Annotated in this window: 11 protein-coding genes; 4 read left to right on the top strand and 7 right to left on the bottom strand. The window is 45.2% G+C overall.

Annotated features, from left to right (window positions below; genetic code table 11):
• Window positions 1-435 precede the first annotated feature (435 nt).
• The 7 genes from I2I33_RS06445 to I2I33_RS06415 all read right to left on the bottom strand — a co-directional run bounded on the left by I2I33_RS06445 (window position 436) and on the right by I2I33_RS06415 (window position 12,632).
• The gene (locus tag I2I33_RS06445) at window positions 436-1,821 is read right to left on the bottom strand and encodes a hypothetical protein (RefSeq protein ID WP_087421010.1); all 1,386 of its coding nucleotides are present in this window, start codon (window positions 1,819-1,821) and stop codon (window positions 436-438) included.
• A 20-nt stretch (window positions 1,822-1,841) separates the two neighbouring features.
• A complete protein-coding gene (locus I2I33_RS06440; protein WP_087421009.1) occupies window positions 1,842-3,341 on the bottom strand; it encodes a RagB/SusD family nutrient uptake outer membrane protein in 1,500 nt (499 codons plus the stop codon).
• A gap of 10 nt (window positions 3,342-3,351) precedes the next feature.
• Window positions 3,352-6,858 carry a SusC/RagA family TonB-linked outer membrane protein gene (locus I2I33_RS06435; protein WP_162613766.1) on the bottom strand — a complete coding sequence of 1,169 codons (3,507 nt, stop codon included), beginning with the start codon at window positions 6,856-6,858 and terminating at the stop codon, window positions 3,352-3,354.
• Between the two features lie 142 nt (window positions 6,859-7,000).
• Complete coding sequence (locus I2I33_RS06430; protein ID WP_087421007.1) at window positions 7,001-8,116, bottom strand: FecR family protein; 1,116 nt, start codon at window positions 8,114-8,116, stop codon at window positions 7,001-7,003.
• A gap of 353 nt (window positions 8,117-8,469) precedes the next feature.
• A complete protein-coding gene (locus I2I33_RS06425; protein WP_087421006.1) occupies window positions 8,470-9,027 on the bottom strand; it encodes an RNA polymerase sigma-70 factor in 558 nt (185 codons plus the stop codon).
• Between the two features lie 135 nt (window positions 9,028-9,162).
• Window positions 9,163-10,254: a TlpA disulfide reductase family protein gene (locus tag I2I33_RS06420; protein ID WP_087421005.1), complete on the bottom strand. Its 1,092-nt coding sequence runs from the start codon at window positions 10,252-10,254 to the stop codon at window positions 9,163-9,165.
• 77 nt (window positions 10,255-10,331) lie between these two features.
• Window positions 10,332-12,632, bottom strand: coding sequence for a sensor histidine kinase (locus I2I33_RS06415; RefSeq protein ID WP_087421004.1), 2,301 nt, complete (start codon window positions 12,630-12,632; stop codon window positions 10,332-10,334).
• Between the two features lie 110 nt (window positions 12,633-12,742).
• On the opposite strand from I2I33_RS06415, the gene I2I33_RS06410 reads away from it, so the two are divergent.
• From I2I33_RS06410 to I2I33_RS06395, 4 genes are read left to right on the top strand one after another with little or no spacing between them, the layout of a single operon-like run.
• Window positions 12,743-14,119 (top strand): glycosyltransferase family 2 protein, encoded by a 1,377-nt coding sequence (locus I2I33_RS06410; RefSeq protein ID WP_087421003.1) that lies wholly within the window; start codon window positions 12,743-12,745, stop codon window positions 14,117-14,119.
• Between the two features lie 21 nt (window positions 14,120-14,140).
• Window positions 14,141-15,073, top strand: a complete 933-nt coding sequence (locus I2I33_RS06405; RefSeq protein ID WP_087421002.1) for a DUF4922 domain-containing protein — start codon at window positions 14,141-14,143, stop codon at window positions 15,071-15,073.
• A 2-nt stretch (window positions 15,074-15,075) separates the two neighbouring features.
• Complete coding sequence (locus tag I2I33_RS06400) at window positions 15,076-16,482, top strand: SpoIID/LytB domain-containing protein (protein ID WP_087421306.1); 1,407 nt, start codon at window positions 15,076-15,078, stop codon at window positions 16,480-16,482.
• Complete coding sequence (locus tag I2I33_RS06395; RefSeq protein WP_087421001.1) at window positions 16,472-17,734, top strand: MFS transporter; 1,263 nt, start codon at window positions 16,472-16,474, stop codon at window positions 17,732-17,734. Before I2I33_RS06400 ends, I2I33_RS06395 begins: the two co-directional genes overlap by 11 nt.
• The last annotated feature ends 40 nt before the right edge of the window (window positions 17,735-17,774 follow it).

Genomic DNA, 17,774 nt, shown 5'->3' with positions numbered 1-17,774 from the left:
CACGTACAATTTCAATGTCCGATTTTTCCGACACGATCCAAGCTTTAAAGATAAATATTCGAACGTTTAATAATATTCCAAAATTATCCAATTTTACGATATGTCCCAAAAATCCGGATACTTTTTTCTATTAACAATCAAGGATTTCACTAATGAGGCTAAAAAAGGAAATCGGTCTTTCCGAAATATTATTAAACGTTCGTTTAATGATTCTTTCAAAAGGAGCATTTAATCTCATACTCCATACAAGAATAACCTGTCACAAGCCGATGTAGTTTATATGTATTATTTCCAACTTATTATTGAATATCAATTCGATAACTTCCGTGTAAATTTTTCATTCCTCGACACGTCAACATTCCCCCAAAAACAGAACCTTCGACAGGACACCCCAATGTCCTGCCAAAGGTTTTAATTTACCACACTACACGAAAATCAATTTTCTCCCGTGAAAGCCCAATTTGATTTATAAGCCCACCGGGAAGGACATTGTTTCAAAACCATTCTCACCCTTTTCACCTGATCGATAGAAAGGGAATTCTTGTAACTATACATGTCCAGCACGTTGAAAGACGTGAAATATTCCATCGGACGGGTCGGATCATTCTCCGGCTGACCATCCAAATTGTTTCCCTTGAACACGGTAGGATAATAACCGTAGTCAAAACTATACGTGTCCGGGCAATAATCACTATCGCCATCCGCATTCAAATAGCTATACTTGTCGCATCTCGTCTGGAGAACACCCAAATACTCCGCGATCGGGGTTGCCAAGCTAAACTCGTTTTTCCCCTGCACCGTCGTCGGGGACAACAGAGCGTTCAAGTTCAACATAAACCCGACTTCCAAACAATTTGTAACATCACTAAGATTAAAAGCATCCTTATGTTTCATCGTTATCCCCGGGATGGATGTCAGTTCATAATCGGAGTGCATCACCGTGGGTGCCAGCATTCGGTAAGACGTCGTGGTTCCCGTGTTGGAAGTCGACGTCGTGAACTTTGCAATCCAGATATTCATGTATTTATTCGGATCCCAGATAATACGCTTTGAATTCGCCAAAATATACGCCAAATACTGGGTCGTCTTCGTGGAAGACGTTCCCATAGCCGTGAAATCTGCCGCAGTTATATTCTCCACGTTCTTTCCGGGTTCCTGCATTTTCAATCCGTTCTGGTCATACGTGGCCAGTTTAAACACGACCTTCGCATTTCCCGCATTAGGATCTGTCGTAATTTTCCGGTTGAAAGCATCCGACACCCGTTGCAACTGCCGTTCCAGCAACTCCACGCTGACATCGTAAGATGGTGCCGCCGTGGCCGGTGGCACAAGTAGGTGAAACACCACGGGAATCACCACTTCTTCATAGTTTTCATCCGGCAACTCCCGGATCGTGATACTCAATCGCTCGCTTTCCAAATTTCCTCCTTTCGCGTAAAATTGCTTTACCGTCCCGGGAGCATCCGTCGTGGTCGTGTAATAACTTCCCTCCAACACGTTCCCGTTTTGATCATACACCTTGATATAATCCGCTGGCAACTGATCCTTGGGAATCAAAAACTCTTCCTCGATCTCTTTCCCGTAAAACTCTTTTGTCTCCTCGTCCCGCCCGTATGACATCACGGTTCTTTTACCATACACGAAAGTATGAAATCCCATCTGGCTCACCCCGTTAGGCACCAACATCTTGTGATCTGCACGTAACTCGATTCTTGAAATCTCATCCGGTAAAATATTCAAATCAAAAATCACGCTCTTTTCTTTTTCACACGAACTAAAAAACAGCATCGTGATAAAAAAAATGATTATATATCTCATCATATTCTATTCATTTACATTTATTACTTCCAACCTGGGTTCTGGGGAACATTATTATACATCAACTCGTAATCGGCAGGTAACGGGAACGCATACCTGTAATCATCGCTATCCAACGTGTACGTCACCACTTCATTCGTCGCCTCGTCCTTCACCCGGCGAGTGAGCGTAACCCCGGTCCGTTTCATATCCAGCCAGTTCATCATTTCCTCGTAAGCAAATTCCTTACGACGCTCCACCAGGATCTCCCCGATCACGTCATTCCCGGAATACCCCGTGTACCCGGGAATCTTGCTACGTTTAAATTCATTCAGCAATTCCAAAGCCCCGTCCTTCTCTTGACGGGCTAACGCTTCCGCCTCGATAAGCAACAAATCAGAAAAACGGAACAACACATGCACGTCATTCGCGTTATGATTGTTCGTGTATTGCCACCGAGTCACGTATATCTTCCCATCAATCTCTTGGAAATAAACTTCCCGACGAATATCGTGTTCATCATAAAGACCGTACAACTCTTCCGAAGGCTGTTGCACCAATAGTTGCGAAGGTCTTCCCCAGGGCGCGTAATCGTTCATGGCGGAGGCATACAAAGAAAAACGTAACAAGGCAAACTTGTGAGGTTTCGTGGTTCCCCTTGCCAGAGGAACAGTTGTCAGTTCAAACTGTTCGTCCACCGTATTTTCCACTCGTTCCCCATTTCGGGCCGCCTTTGCGTAGGACTCAGCCTTACTCCAATCATCCGCCTCAGCCGCACAAGACCCAGCCTTGTACTGGTAGGTCTGGGCCAGAATCCCGTACATCACTCTCTTATTGAAGAATAAGTTCCAAGCCTCCTCCGGTACAGTCTCATACTCCAACACCTCCATAATCTCCCCAATCAGTTTCGCGTACAAATCCGTTTGTTTCCATCTCTTTCCCCCCTGCACCACGTCTGCATCGAAATTAAACGGGATACCATACTCGTTCTTATCGTAGGGAGCAAAAAATTGGTTCAGCCGAAGCAGGTAGTAAGCCCTCATCACCCGTGCCTCTCCCGATATTCTCTCTGCATCCGTTTTATTATAATCGGGTACGTTTTCCAGATCCTTCAATACCATATTAATATAGCCGACAGAAATGAAAACATTCTTCCACAATAGCGCCGGGAAAGTATATCCCTCCCAATTTTTCCCCTCCGTGTACTCTTTTATAAACCCACGTCCTCCCCGGGCCGGGTTAGCAAAATCATCAAACAGGAAATTCACCATATCCAAGTCATTCGTGTACAAGATGGATGCCACGTTACAATACCTCGTGAAAGGAAACTGCACGTACTCGTCATTAAACCTCACACTATTACTTATGGTCCCCCCACTATGATAGCTAGAGGAAGTAGTTGCGAATAACAGGGTCGACATCGCATCGCGGACATCGCTGATCGTATAAACCACTTTTGTATTCTTGGGAGGCATGTTCAAAAAATCGGAACACGCCCCGAATAAAAACACCATGCTAAAAAATAACCATATATTTCTTTTCATAATTCTTACATTAAATTCCGATTGATAACGTGAAACTATATGTCCGAGCGCTTGGATAAGTGAAAGCTCCCTTTGTTTCCGGGTCTATTCCTCTGAACTTTGTCAACGTGAAAACATTCGCCATATTCAGGTTCAGACGGGCTCTCGTGATGTACAACTTGGCACACAAAGCCGGGTCCAGATTATATCCCAATGAAATATTATTACACTTCAGATAGTCTCCTTTCTCAAAACGGAAATCAAACAATTGGTACAAGTACTCGGTCCGGCTAGTACCATACTTGGGAACATCGGTCATGTCACCCGGTTTCCGCCAGCGATTCGCCTCGATCTTCAACAAGTTTCTCGCAGAGGCACTGGTTGTTCCTCCCGACACGTAGTACTGGAACGAACGAGCCAAATGTCCCGTCATATAAGTAAATTGTGCGAAAAGGCTAAACCGCTTGTAATTAAACTGCGTGGTGAAACCTCCCGTGATAGGCGGGTCACTCCGTCCCAAGTAACCGCGGGACGAATTAGCCAACTGAGTGGTCAAGTCATTATCCATGTTATAGACATACTTACCTTCCGGGGTCAAAGTCCCCAAACGATTCCCATCATCATCAAACCCGTCCACGTAAGCCAGCGAGTTTCCCGTGTAGGGATCGACTCCCGCATACTTGTAACCATAGAATGCTTTCACGGGGCGTCCTTGGATATACAAATTATATATGCTCTCGAAAGTCGAGTTCGTACTAGCAGAGACTTCACTCAAATCCTGGTAATAAGTTTCGGTCACCTTATCTTTATTCTTCGTGAAATTCACCGAGGTCACCCAACTGAAATCAGTCGTGCGCACATTCAGAGTTCGCAGACTGATCTCCCATCCCCGGTTATTCACGGAAGCCACATTTGCAGCCACGGAAAGGCGTCCCGTCGAGGCGGCAATCTTTTTATCATCCAGTAAATTCCGGGTATCATTATCGTAGTAGTTCACGACCAAGTTGATCCGGTTATTCAATAGAGAGGCGTCAAAACCAATGTTCCTATTCTCCTGCCGTTGCCACTTGATTGAAGGGTTGGAAGGATCATAACGGTCCATAATCTTCTCCCCGTTATACGAATAATTGCTCACTTTACGTAAAACAGAGAAAGGCAAGGCATTCCGGTCAATACTCCCGACAAAACCATAGGACACCCGGAAAGCCAACTGATTGATAAAACCGAACCGGGTCATGAAAGACTCATTATGCACGTTCCATTTACCACTCACGTTCCAAAGAGGTGAAAAACGATTATCCGTACCGATAATGTCCACCCCGTCCAGACGGGCACTTCCCTGTACCACGTAGCGGTCCTTGTAACTATAAGATCCGGTCATAAAGAACGATGCACTCCGGTCTTGGGTTTCGGAATGGGACCCCAGTTTCGCCAATAAATCGGTAAAAGAAGATTTCAACGTAACTCCGGTCAAATCCGGGTAACTCGCCACACCGTACACGTCACTCCACTCCGGAATCATGCTGGTAAAACCGTATCCTTTAGAAGAGGAAACCTCTTGTCCCAGGTAAGCATTCACGTAATGATCGCCACCGGAGAATCCCCGGGCAAATTCCAACTGGTTCCGGATGGTCCACTGCTGGGAACGGGAAGTCGACTCCTGAACCATCCCGTTGTTCATATCGTCCGTAATCTCTCCCTCCGTGTATATACCTGCCAACCAAGAAGCCCGTTTCGAGGCATAAGAACCGGGAACCAATTCCTTCATCGAATGATTATTCGAGTTCGAGAATGTCCCCATGGAAGAAAGCATCAACCCTTCCATAATCTTGAATTCAAGTTTCAAGCTCACTTGATTACTCACGTATCTTGATTTCGTTGTGTTATCGTTCAGATCCTTCAGGATATTAAAATCATACCTGTACCCGTCCCGAATGGAACTAAGCTCGGAAAACGAACTGCGGTCATAATCGTAATTCCCTTCCTCGTCATACAAACGCTCGTAAGTATTCGCATAAGTCGCGTAATCCAGCGGATTCACCGGAGAGGCAGAACTACGATCGTTACGCAAACTGCTACGCACGTCAAAATGTACTCGCAGGAATTTATTGAAATCATGGGTCAACTTCATGGATGCCCCCATGCTCTCGTATTTATTATTGGGCATCACCCCCTCCTGCGACAAATAAGAAAGACTGCCATAATACTGGGTCGTTTCGTTACCTCCCGAAAGGGATATGCTATAATTCTGGGTATGTGCCACCCTGAAAATTTTGTCAAACCAATTTGTATTGATTTTACTCAATCTCTCGATTTCTGTTTCAGCCTCGACCTTAGTCAACAACCCGTTATCCACCTTTTTCAACAACTGGTACACCCGTCCCCCAACGTTCAACCCCGGAAAATCCTCGTATATACCTCTTTCAAAAGCAATCTTTTCCTTGGTATTCATCATCTTCAATCGGTTATCCGGAGCCTCACTCAACCCGTAGGACACTTGAACATTAATGTATGAACGTCCAACCGTTCCCCGTTTCGTGGTTACCACGATCACACCGTTTGCCGCACGGGAACCATAAATCGCCGTGGCCGCCGCATCCTTCAGTACCGTGATACTTTCAATATCATCCGGGGGAATGTTACCAATACCGCTCGTCAGCACCGTCTCTTCAAACTCCGTTCCTCCCATGCTCACCTCCGGCACGTTTCCCGTGAGTGGCATCCCGTCCACGATCCAGATCGGATTCGTGTCCCCGGTCAAGGAATTGATGCCCCGAATCCGGATTCGAGCCTGGGCTCCCGGTCTTCCCGACAAGTTCATGACGGCCACCCCGGCCATCTGTCCCTTCAACACGTCCTCCACGCTGGTATACCCTTTATTCGCGATATCCTTTGAAGTCACGACTTCCACGGAACCTGTCATCCGTTCCTTCTTAATCTCCTGGTACCCGGTCACGATAACTTCCTCGACTTCCGTAGCGCTCTCTTCCAGCACGACGACGATCGGTTTCTCCTGCGCCCGGTAAACCACGTCTTTCGTCTTCATCCCGATAAACGTGAATCGTAACACGATCGTGTCCTGCGCGGGAATCGTCAACATGAATTCTCCTTTCACATCTGTCGCCACACCCACCGTCGTCCCTTTCAACAGCACGGATACGCCCGGTAAAGATTCCCCCTTTCTATCCTTCACAAGACCTTTTATAACGATTTTCTTCACCTCATCCGGCAAAACATGTTTCTTTCCCGAAATCAGGATATAATTATCCCGGATCGAATAACTGTATTTATTCCCCAGCACCTGGCTCAAAATATCCTCCAACGTCCCGTTCGGAGTGGCCAACGATACGTTTTCCTTTACATCCAGCACCGCCGTGTTGTAAAAAAACTCGTAACCACTCTGTTTTTTGATCTGTCTGAAAATAGACTCGATCGTCCCGCTCTTCACGCTAAAAATCTCTTGAGATTTTTGGGAATAACCATCTCTTGCCCAAATGCTAGAGGCGGAAATCAATAATAGCAAAAAAAGATTTCGCATGTACCTTAAAATTTTACACATCCATTTTTTTTTCATACCTTTGTTATTACAGTTTATAAATCACTCACGAAAAATAGTGTTGATTCATTTCGTGAATGGTATTTGTCAATTGAAAACGGGGAGGGTGAGAGCTCCCTGTTTTTTATTTACGTGATATTCTTATCTTTTTTCCCGACACGTCAAATTTCACATCTGTCACCGTCTCGATCATTTCCAGCAAGTAACTTGCCGGACGGTCTTTCTCCGCGGCCCCGCTGAATCGCAAGTCCCGCAACGTATCGTCCGCATATTCCACGTTACAATCATACCAACGATTCAACTTGCACACGATGTCCTCCAGCCGCATATTTTCAAACTTGAACTTTCCCCGCATCCATGACACGTACAACTCCGGGTCCTCCGCCTTGATTTTAATCTTTCCATTATCCTTTTTATATTTAAAGGTCAATCCCGGTTCCAAGACATAGGTTTCCTCCTGATCACGCTTGTTCACCACTACCTGCCCCTCGACCAAAGTTGTCGTTACCCGGCTATCATCCGCATAATCAGAAACATTAAAGGTAGTTCCTGTTACCCGGACATTCACGTTGGATGTTTTCACGAAAAAAGGATGAACGGATTTTTCTACCTCAAAATACGCCTCCCCCTCCAATTCCACCGTTCGGTTTTCTCCCGTGAAAACGACCGGGTATCTTAGCGATGAACAAGAATTTAACCGAACCCGGGAACCGTCGGACAAAAGCACCAAATACTCGCCCCCGGTTGGTACCGTGATCTTATTATACACGGGTTCAACTTCTTTTTCCCGAACACCGGTATAATCCAGCACCTTCGCGGAATCATTTTCAATAACCTGCCCTCCCCGTTCCTTGATAATCGCCGTTCCCGTTAACGGAATACTTCGCCCGTCACTCAATTGTAACATCACGACACCCTTCGCTGGTAACAAATCCTGATGAACGGTTTCCACCGGATGATTCCCCCTCTTCTCTTTGGCCAGATAAAAAATACCTCCCCCCACGGAAAACATGATGATCAGCATGGCTGCATAACTAAAAAACAAGCTTCTCTCCCGTCCCCGCATTTTACGCTCGATTGAATACCACAGCTGTTCCAATTTCTTCCGGGGAATCTCGGGTAACTGCTCCACCTCGTCATCCTGTTGTCGATACCAACGCACGATCCGTTCTCGTTCCTCCGGTGTACACGTGTTCTCCCGGTACTTCTTCAATAAATCGTATATTTCATCTACTCCCATATCGTTTCACTTTACATTAATTCCCGTTCACTTTCACACTTCACAACATAATTGTTATCAAACCTTAATCCCTTTCGGAGAAATATCATGTTTTTCATCGGTTATCCGACTGTATTCCATGACACTTACACCTATGTCTCACCTATAACTCTTCGATAAGTTACCGATAAGTCATCGATAAGTCACCGAAACACGGCGTTCATTTTACCCTGACTTTACCCTGATATACAATCAAGATACCGACGAGTCACCGACGGGAGTCACCACAAACACTACATGAAAAAGCCTGGAGTCCCTTTATTTATTCCGAGCTGTCATAAATAGGACAGCTCCATACATCAAGTAGTACTATTCTATAAACAAAAATTTTCTCGACTAATTTCTTTCCGCAGTCTTTTCAATATATCAGTCAATTGATTTTTAACCGTTTGTTCCGACACGAATAATTTATCGGCAATCTCTTTCACCGACAAATGTTGTTCTCGACTCAACATATACACGGACCTTAATCGGGGAGGGAATTTACGAACGATATGTTTGATCTTGTCATCCAGATCCGCCGCCACGATCTCAACCCAGGTATAATCATCGGCCTCGCTCTTACCTTCCCCGGACATCTCGTGATAACGATCCCGAATCTGTTCTTTCTTGATCGAATTTAAGATATGGTTTCTCAACCAGACTAGTAGATAATTTTTTACGGACAAAGTTATTTCCAGCGACTCTCTTTTCTCCCATACCTGAATAAAAAAATCCTGAAAAATATCGTCCGCATCAAAAGACGAATTTACACGCACCAAGATGTTCCGATAAATCAGATTAGAATAGCGGGTATACAAATCCCGAAATGCAGAAACCTTACCTTCACGCATCCCTTTAATAATATCTATATCTGATTTATCCGATTGCATCTAATATCTCCCTATGCACACGTTCATGATGATCAAATATAACCCATTTTCAGACACAGTCAAAATATTGCACAAACTTTTTATCTAATAATCAATAAATAATAAATTATCATTTACACTAAAACTTTAATTATATCATTCTATCATCAGGCTGTCCAGCACCTGTTCCAGCTGTTTCCCGCGTAAAAAACTCCCCACAATCCGGTTATCACTATTCAACACGAAAATGGAAGGTACTGCACTTATTTTATAACGTTGTGCTGCTGCACATTTCCACCCTTGCAAATCCGACACGTGCTTCCATGTCAAACCATCCTCCCGGATCGCTTTGACCCAAGGTTCCCGTTTTGAATCTAAAGACACGCTTAGAATCTCCAATCCCTTGTCTTTATACTTCTGATACAGGGCCACCACATTGGGATTTTCCGCACGACAAGGGCCACACCAAGACGCCCAGAAATCCAGCACTTTCACTTTTGCCTTCACAGAATACAAAGACAAAGAATCTCCTTCTGGTGTTAACAAGGTGAAATCAGGAGCAATCTCTCCTACCGCAGTAATTTTAGCATCCCGGTAACGTTGCGTGATCACTTGCCCGTAAGGACTACTCTTCATCTCCTCGCTTAACCGATCGTACATCGGTTTCAAACGCTCGAAACGCATTTTCGGGTGATGCCGGGAGACGAGGTAAACAGCCACCAACGTGTTACCCCGTTCTGCCAGAATTTGTCGTTCAGCCTCATTATAGATGGAATCTAACCGCTCCTCTTCTTTAATAAGCTGTTCACATCGGCTCCAATCTTTTTGCTCACGAGCTTCTCGGAAAGCCTTCTCCATCTCCGGCATATCCTTGTATATTTCAGCTTTCACATCATTAAACTCATTACTGATTCTTTGAAGTTCTCCTCCTGTCACAACGGGACGTTCTCCGGTAACCTTCACCAGAAACGGAACATTCTCCAAAAATAACGGGATAGATTGTCGTTTCTCGATTCCCCGTATCTGGACTATCCGGGGTTCGGGGATCTTTCCCTCGATTTTGAATTTCCCGTTCTCGACAACACTCATCCCCAGCGTATCCCACTGGCTATTCATGGCTAAAGCCACCAAGTAAATCGTTCTGCCATTTTCCACATCCGGGACAACACCATCAATCGTGAAACCTTTATTTATATCACATCCGGCTAATAAGGCCAAACAAAAGATTAAGAAAAAATTCTGTTTCATACGTCTTTTATTAATTCTACAAACAATATCAAATAAAAGACAATTGAACAACTAGAAAAGTACTATTATAAAGCGAATTATTCTTCAGAAAGCGGGTCCAAGTGCAACGGGTGGCGAACCACAAAACGGGCCCCCTCTTTATAATCCCCATCCACCCAAATGTCTCCGCCCATCATCGTGATCGTCAACTTACATATGGCCAATCCCAAACCAGTACCCTGCACGTATTCATCCAGTTTCTCGAAACGTTCGAACACCTTCTTCTGTTTATCCTCCGGAATTCCCCGTCCCGTATCGGTCACGCTAAAATAAACACAATCCTGCTCTTCATTGATCTCGATTCCCAGCGTGATACTCCCCTGTTCCGTGAACTTATTGGCATTCGACAACAAATTAATCAATATCTGTTGCAAACGTTGCACGTCTGTCTCCAGTATAAATTCTTCACAGGGTGTCCGGAACACGTACTCCACCACATCCCGTTTCCCGTAACTAGTTGTCGCCAACACGCTCTGGCACAAAGAAACGATCTCAACCTCCTCATAAGACAACTTCAATCGTCCCGTCTCCAAACGGGATATATCCAGAATATCATTGATCAAGCGAAGTAATAAATCTGAATTTTTTTGGATGATAGCCACGTACTCATGACGGCTTTCCGCATCACAATCATCCGAAGTCAGAACCCCGGAAAATCCCACGATAGCATTCAACGGGGTACGAATCTCGTGACTCATGTTAGCCAAAAATGCAGACTTCAACCGATCAGACTCCTCTGCCTTTTCCTTTGCCTTCCGTAACTCTAGCTCCGCCTGCTTTTGCTTTGTCATATCCTCCATACGCACCACGACACCCAACAAATTATTATCATCATCAAAAACAGGATTCGCCAACATATACACGTAATAATTCCCATGTTTCACAACAACATCAGCCACTTTTCCCGTTTTCATGGCCATTACCGCCGGACAGAAAGAACAAGGTTCATCCAGTCCTCTCAAAACCTTATAACAAACTTGGCCCTTGGAACTTTTAATTTTTTCCGGATCGACATCATAATCAATCCCGTTATGCCATTTTATCGTGAAATCCGGATGAATAAACTTGATCCCGGAATTAACATTATTCAGTATTAAGATATTATCTTTCTGGGCCTGCCACAAGGCATCTTTAAAACGTTTGGTTCTAAAATAGAAATATAAGGCTAGGAAAAAACCGAACAGTAGAACTAAAAAAGCCGAAACCACCCCTATAATCTGATATTTATATTCCTCGAAATAGGACAACTTCTTGTTGTAAAGAACAGCATTCTCGACCTCCGCTTTATTCAAGAATCCCTCTGAACATAACTTGGTATAATCAAAACAATACTCGTTCGGAATGATCTGCATACCCGCCAGCACGGTCGAATCATGTTGTCTCTCTAACGCCAAAGCTTGTTTGGCCATATCTTTTCCGACAGTCCGGTACTTCGGTACACATCCCCCGACAGCCCAATGCCCCATCCCGATAGAAGTAATCGTGAAAGCCGGAATTTTAGGATTCGCCATCATCATCGAATACGTGGCATTCCGCATAAAATAACCATCATTTTTATCTACTCGCCACGTTCCCAACAAGATAACCGTTTTCTCCGGTAACCGGGCAATAGCATCACTGATCGAATAAATCGTGTGTTTCCGGCCATCCAAAAGAATCAAATCCAGCTCTGGGAATTTCTCTTTCATCTTCTTCTTCACCAAAGCCTGCAGAGAGACTCCCCCGTAACTATTATCCGTGATAAAAGCGATATGCTTGGTTTCCGGGTAAAAATCCAGAATTAACCGAAGATTCGCTACCACGTCATACTCGTAAGCAAAGCCAAAAACCTCTAATTCCCGAATATTATCACTCATCACGTCCACACTCTCCGCCTCCCAGTTCTCCAAATCGGTACCCTCCTCCGGTAACAAGACTGCATTCCGACTCACCATCCCTCCCATGATCGGGACATCCCGGGTAATCAGTGAATCCTGAGACCAATAAGCCGTCCATGCCTCCTGCCCCAACAGAATAATGAGCTTCGGTAAACCCTTTTCGATATTCTTATCCAGTAATTCTTTCATCCGCCCTTCCCATGTACAAGCCTCGGAGAAACTTTTACAATTCATATTCTCTATGTCAATCGAAAATTTTCCACCAAGTAGGCCATATTCTTCTATAAAATCCGATATATTCCTAGCCGTCTGGGAAGTTTCCGGGTTGTAGGAACTGATAATTAATATCCGGGAATCGGGCTCACCGGTCCCTCCTTTTGTTGTCCAGGAAACGAACAACAAAACAAGTAACACCCCCGTGTACCTAAGATTCCTATATAGCTTTATAAAAAACTCCAACATCTTCTATTTGTAACTTCGCAAAGATATTTATTTTCACTTAAAATACGCCAAAATTCATGCACTTTCTACAAAAAGATATATCTTTGGCTTAAACCTTAAATTTGTAATTTATGTCTATTATTTCTTGTACCATTTCCCGGCTAAAAAGGGATGAACAGACAGAGACCTACGTGCATTTTGAACAAACGGCCACGTTACGGGAAATCGTTACCACGATAGATTCACCTTATGTCTTTTTCTACACGAAATACCCGACTCCACGATTAGGAGAACACGCGCAAAAACGTTTTCTTCAGGTAGCACAAGCCACGGGAGCCGTCATGCTTTACTCGGATTATTACACGGAACAAGATGGTTCGCAAACGGCACACCCGACTATTGACTATCAATTGGGGAGCGTCAGGGATGATTTTGATTTCGGATCGATACTTTTATTCAGAACAGACGTTTTAAAAAAAGTGATCAGCGAAATGGACTCGGAGTACAATTTTGCCGCACTCTACGATCTGCGCCTGCGTCTTTCCCGGGAAGGATTGATTTTCCGGATTCCCGAATTCCTGTACTCGGAAAAGGAACACGATCCCCGACGTTCCGGTGAAAAGCAATTTGATTACGTGAACCCTCGTAACCGGGAAGTACAAACTGAAATGGAACAGGCTTTCACGGCTCACTTGAAGGCCATAGGCGCCTACTTGCCTCCTGCATTCAAAACCGTCCCGTTCCAAGACGAGCATTTTGAAACTGAAGTCTCGGTTATTATTCCCGTCCGCAACCGGGAAAAGACCATTGCGGAAGCGATACGATCCGTCTTTTCACAACAGACCAATTTCAAGTATAATATTCTCGTTATCGACAATCATTCCACCGACGACACGACCGCTATTGTTAAAAAGATGGCCCAAAAGCACTCGCAAATAATCCATATCATTCCCCCTCGCACCGACCTCGGCATCGGGGGATGCTGGACACATGCCATCATGAGCGAACATTGCGGACGATTCGCCATCCAGTTGGATAGTGATGATTTGTACATCAATCGACACGTACTCCAACGCATTGTCGACACGTTCCACAAACATCAATGTGCCATGATTATCGGTAGTTACAAGATGGTTAATTTCAAGCTGGAAGAAATACCTCCCGGCATCATTGACCACAAGGAATGGACGCCGGACAACGGGCGTAACAACGCCTTACGTATTAACGGGCTGGGGGCGCCCCGAGCATTTTACACGCCATTACTCCGGCAAATCAAAATCCCGAACGTCAGTTACGGGGAGGATTATGCCACAGCACTCGCAATCTCCCGTGAATACCGGATCGAACGTATTTATGAACCGCTATATTTATGTCGTCGCTGGGAAGGTAATTCCGACGCGGACTTGAACATCCAACGTGTAAACGCAAATAATTACTATAAAGATAAAATACGTATGATTGAAATATTGGCAAGGCAACAGAGAATTGAAAATGGAGAACAATCTTAAATCAAAAATTAATTCCTTATCATGTTTTTCGACGAATTTACGAAATCACAACTAGCCTCTTGGCCCTTGGCCCAGAACAATTACGAACACTTGCGGAATGTCATTTATCGTACGATTGATTTCGAGGGGTTCCAGATTCGCATCCAGTACAACCCGGACCGGATTCAATCGGCCGTGGCTAAAATAGACGAGCAATCAATCAAGGCAAGAGCCTGTTTCTTGTGTAAAGGAAACATTCCGCCGGAACAAGCTAGTTTCGATTATAACCCCACACTGGATATACGGGTAAACCCTTATCCAATATTCGATCGCCATTACACGGTTCCGGCCAAGCAACACATACCCCAGCTCATCAAGGGACATTTCCAAGATATGCTGGCCATTGCACAAACTTATCCGGAGTACACGATCTTTTATAATGGTCCCCGTAGCGGAGCCTCCGCCCCGGATCATTTTCATTTCCAACTGGCAGCCCGTCATATCATGCCCCTGGAAACCGATGTAAACTCCTGCCCGAAAGAAATCTTGTGGACTTCCGAATCACGGGAAACCACAATCGAAAGTATTCATCACTATCTTCGCAAGAATATCATACTTCATTCGAGCAACCGGGAGCAACTAATGGATATTTTCGAGCAATTAGTGTCACTCGTGGGCCAAATCACCCCGAACGACCCGGAACCCATGATGAACCTCTTTGCCTGGTACGAAAACAACGAATGGTGGGTAGTCATGTTTCCCCGTCGTCAACACCGCCCGTGGCAATTCTTCGCAGAAGGAGATGAAAACATACTGTTCAGTCCCGGCTGTGTAGACTTTGCCGGTCTGATCATCTCACCCCGGGAAAAAGATTTCAACCGTCTGGACGCCCCCTTGCTGGAAGAACTCTTTTCCCAGTTAACCCTTACCGACGAACAGTTTGAGAATTTACGATTTATGATTTACGATTTATGAAGATGAAAGAACCTGTAACTTGTAACCGATCAACTTGTAATTCGCCGCAGGCGATCACTCTTTCCATTGGCATCCTTTTCGCTCCTGCCATCACCTTCCGTTTGAACGGAACCTACTGGAACAAGGATCAAAAATATTCCGGAGAATATACCATTTCCAAAGAAGGGAAGAACTTGATTCTACATTCATCTTCAGGAACACAGATCGTACCGGATCACTTCACCCTTACACCGGAGAACGATGAAACGACAAACTTTGATTTGTTAAATGTCATGATCGGGATCAATTTCCACTGGCAACGCACGGAAGACCAGAAGTTCAAAGGTACATTGAAGATCATGGACGAGGGGAAACATCTGACAGCAATCAACATATTACCCCTAGAAGATTATTTACTAAGCGTGATCTCTTCCGAAATGAGTGCCACCTCATCTTTGGAACTCCTAAAAGCCCACGCGGTCATTTCCCGCAGTTGGCTGATCGCACAAAAAATAAAGAGCGAGAAACTAACCGACACTTACCAGTCCTGCATACAGGATGAACAACAATATATCCGGTGGTATGACCGGGAAGACCACGAGCATTTCGACGTGTGCGCAGACGATCATTGTCAACGCTACCAAGGTATTAACAAAGCCTACACGCCATTTGTCCAACAAGCCATTGAGGCCACCCGGGGGGAGGTCCTTGTGTATGACGGAGAGGTCTGCGATGCCCGGTTCTCCAAATGCTGCGGGGGAGTAACCGAGTATTTTGAAAACACCTGGGAACCCGTGAATCATCCCTATCTTACAAAAGTGATTGATAGCGATACCCAGTCTTCAACTCCCGACTTATCCCAAGAAGAGAACGCCCGAAAATGGATTCTCTCCACCCCGGATGTATTCTGCAATACCCGGGACAAGGCTATCCTGTCCAACGTTCTCAACGACTATGATCAGGAAACTCAGGACTTTTTCCGCTGGCAAGTATCCTACACTCCCCCGGAACTATCTGCATTAATAACATCCCGTATCGGGATAGACTTCGGGGACATTCAATCCATAGAACCCGTGGAAAGAGGTGTCTCCGGGCGCATCACCCGTCTCCGCATCCAAGGTTCAAAACGAGACATGATTATCGGGAAAGAACTTGTCATTCGCAAAGCTTTCTCCCAATCCCACCTGTATAGTTCGGCCTTCATCGTGGAAACAGAGAAAGATACCTCCGGAGCTATTACCCGTTTCACCTTGAAAGGTGCGGGATGGGGACACGGAGTCGGTCTCTGCCAAATCGGAGCTGCCGTCATGAGTGCCAAAGGCTATGATTACAAGCAAATCCTCTCGCACTATTTCCCGAACACGAAACTACAAACAATTGAAAATGGAGAATTGAAAATTGAAAATGAAATCATAAATCATGAAATCTAAAATCACTAAATCGGCCTGGTCCTGGATCCCCACTCTATATTTCGCACAAGGTCTACCCTATGTCGTTGTCATGACACTTGCCGTTATCATGTTCAAACGGTTGGGAATAAACAACACGGATATAGCCCTCTACACGAGCTGGCTTTATTTACCCTGGGTGATTAAACCCCTATGGAGTCCGCTGGTAGACATCGTGAAGACCAAACGCTGGTGGGTGATCACCATGCAATTAGTGATCGGTGGAGGATTAGCCGGAATAGCACTGACTCTTCCCGGACCTCATGCCTTCCGCTACTCGTTAGCATTCATGTGGTTATTAGCTTTCAGTTCTGCCACCCACGACATCGCAGCAGACGGGTTCTATATGCTGGGACTCGACACCAAGAAACAAGCCTTCTTCGTCGGTATCCGTAACACGGCTTACCGCCTCGCCATGCTCACCGGACAAGGATTGATTGTCATGTTTGCCGGTTGGCTTGAAAAGACCTATTCCTCCACGCTCCCGGAAGAGATTGCCGTTCCCAGGGCATGGTCAGTCACCTTCTATCTATTAGCAATCCTATTCGTACTTCTCTTCCTCTACCACCAATTCATCCTCCCCAAACCGGAAAATGATATTCCCATGAAAAACGGTAACCCGCTGAATGCCTTTTTCCAAACCTTTATTACCTTCTTCCAAAAGAAAGGAATCATTGCAGCCTTAGCCTTTATTCTGCTCTTCCGTTTTGCAGAATCACAACTTGTAAAAATCGCTTCCCCTTTCTTACTGGACAATCCCGAAGTCGGTGGCTTGGGACTAAACACCATGCAAGTCGGCACCATCTATGGCGTCGTTGGCCTTATCGCCCTCACGATAGGCGGAATCCTAGGCGGTATCTTCATGGCCAAGAATGGCCTAAAACACTGGATCTGGTGGATGACCGCCGCCATGAACCTGCCTAATATCGTGTACGTTTATCTGGCATTCGTCCACCCTTCCAACATCTGGCTAATCTCCTCCGCCGTCGCCATCGAACAATTCGGTTACGGATTCGGTTTCACGGCCCTCACCTACTTCATGATGCTCTTCAGCAAAGGTCCGCAGCAAACCGCCCATTACGCCATCTGCACCGGTTTCATGGCCCTCGGCATGATGCTCCCCGGCATGATCTCCGGCTATATCCAAGAACTGATCGGCTACCAACACTTCTTTCTCTGGATCATGCTTTGTACCATCCCCAGTTTTATTGCCGTGAAATACATCAAAATATGAAAGTCGTTCGAAAACGAACGACTTTCCCAAACAATATAAA

It is taken from the genome of Butyricimonas sp. BSD2780061689_150309_C8, assembly GCF_015560935.1.
Classification (GTDB): Bacteria; Bacteroidota; Bacteroidia; order Bacteroidales; family Marinifilaceae; genus Butyricimonas; species Butyricimonas paravirosa.
Note: the sequence above shows the minus strand (reverse complement) of the source record. Positions and strands in the feature narration are given on the sequence as shown.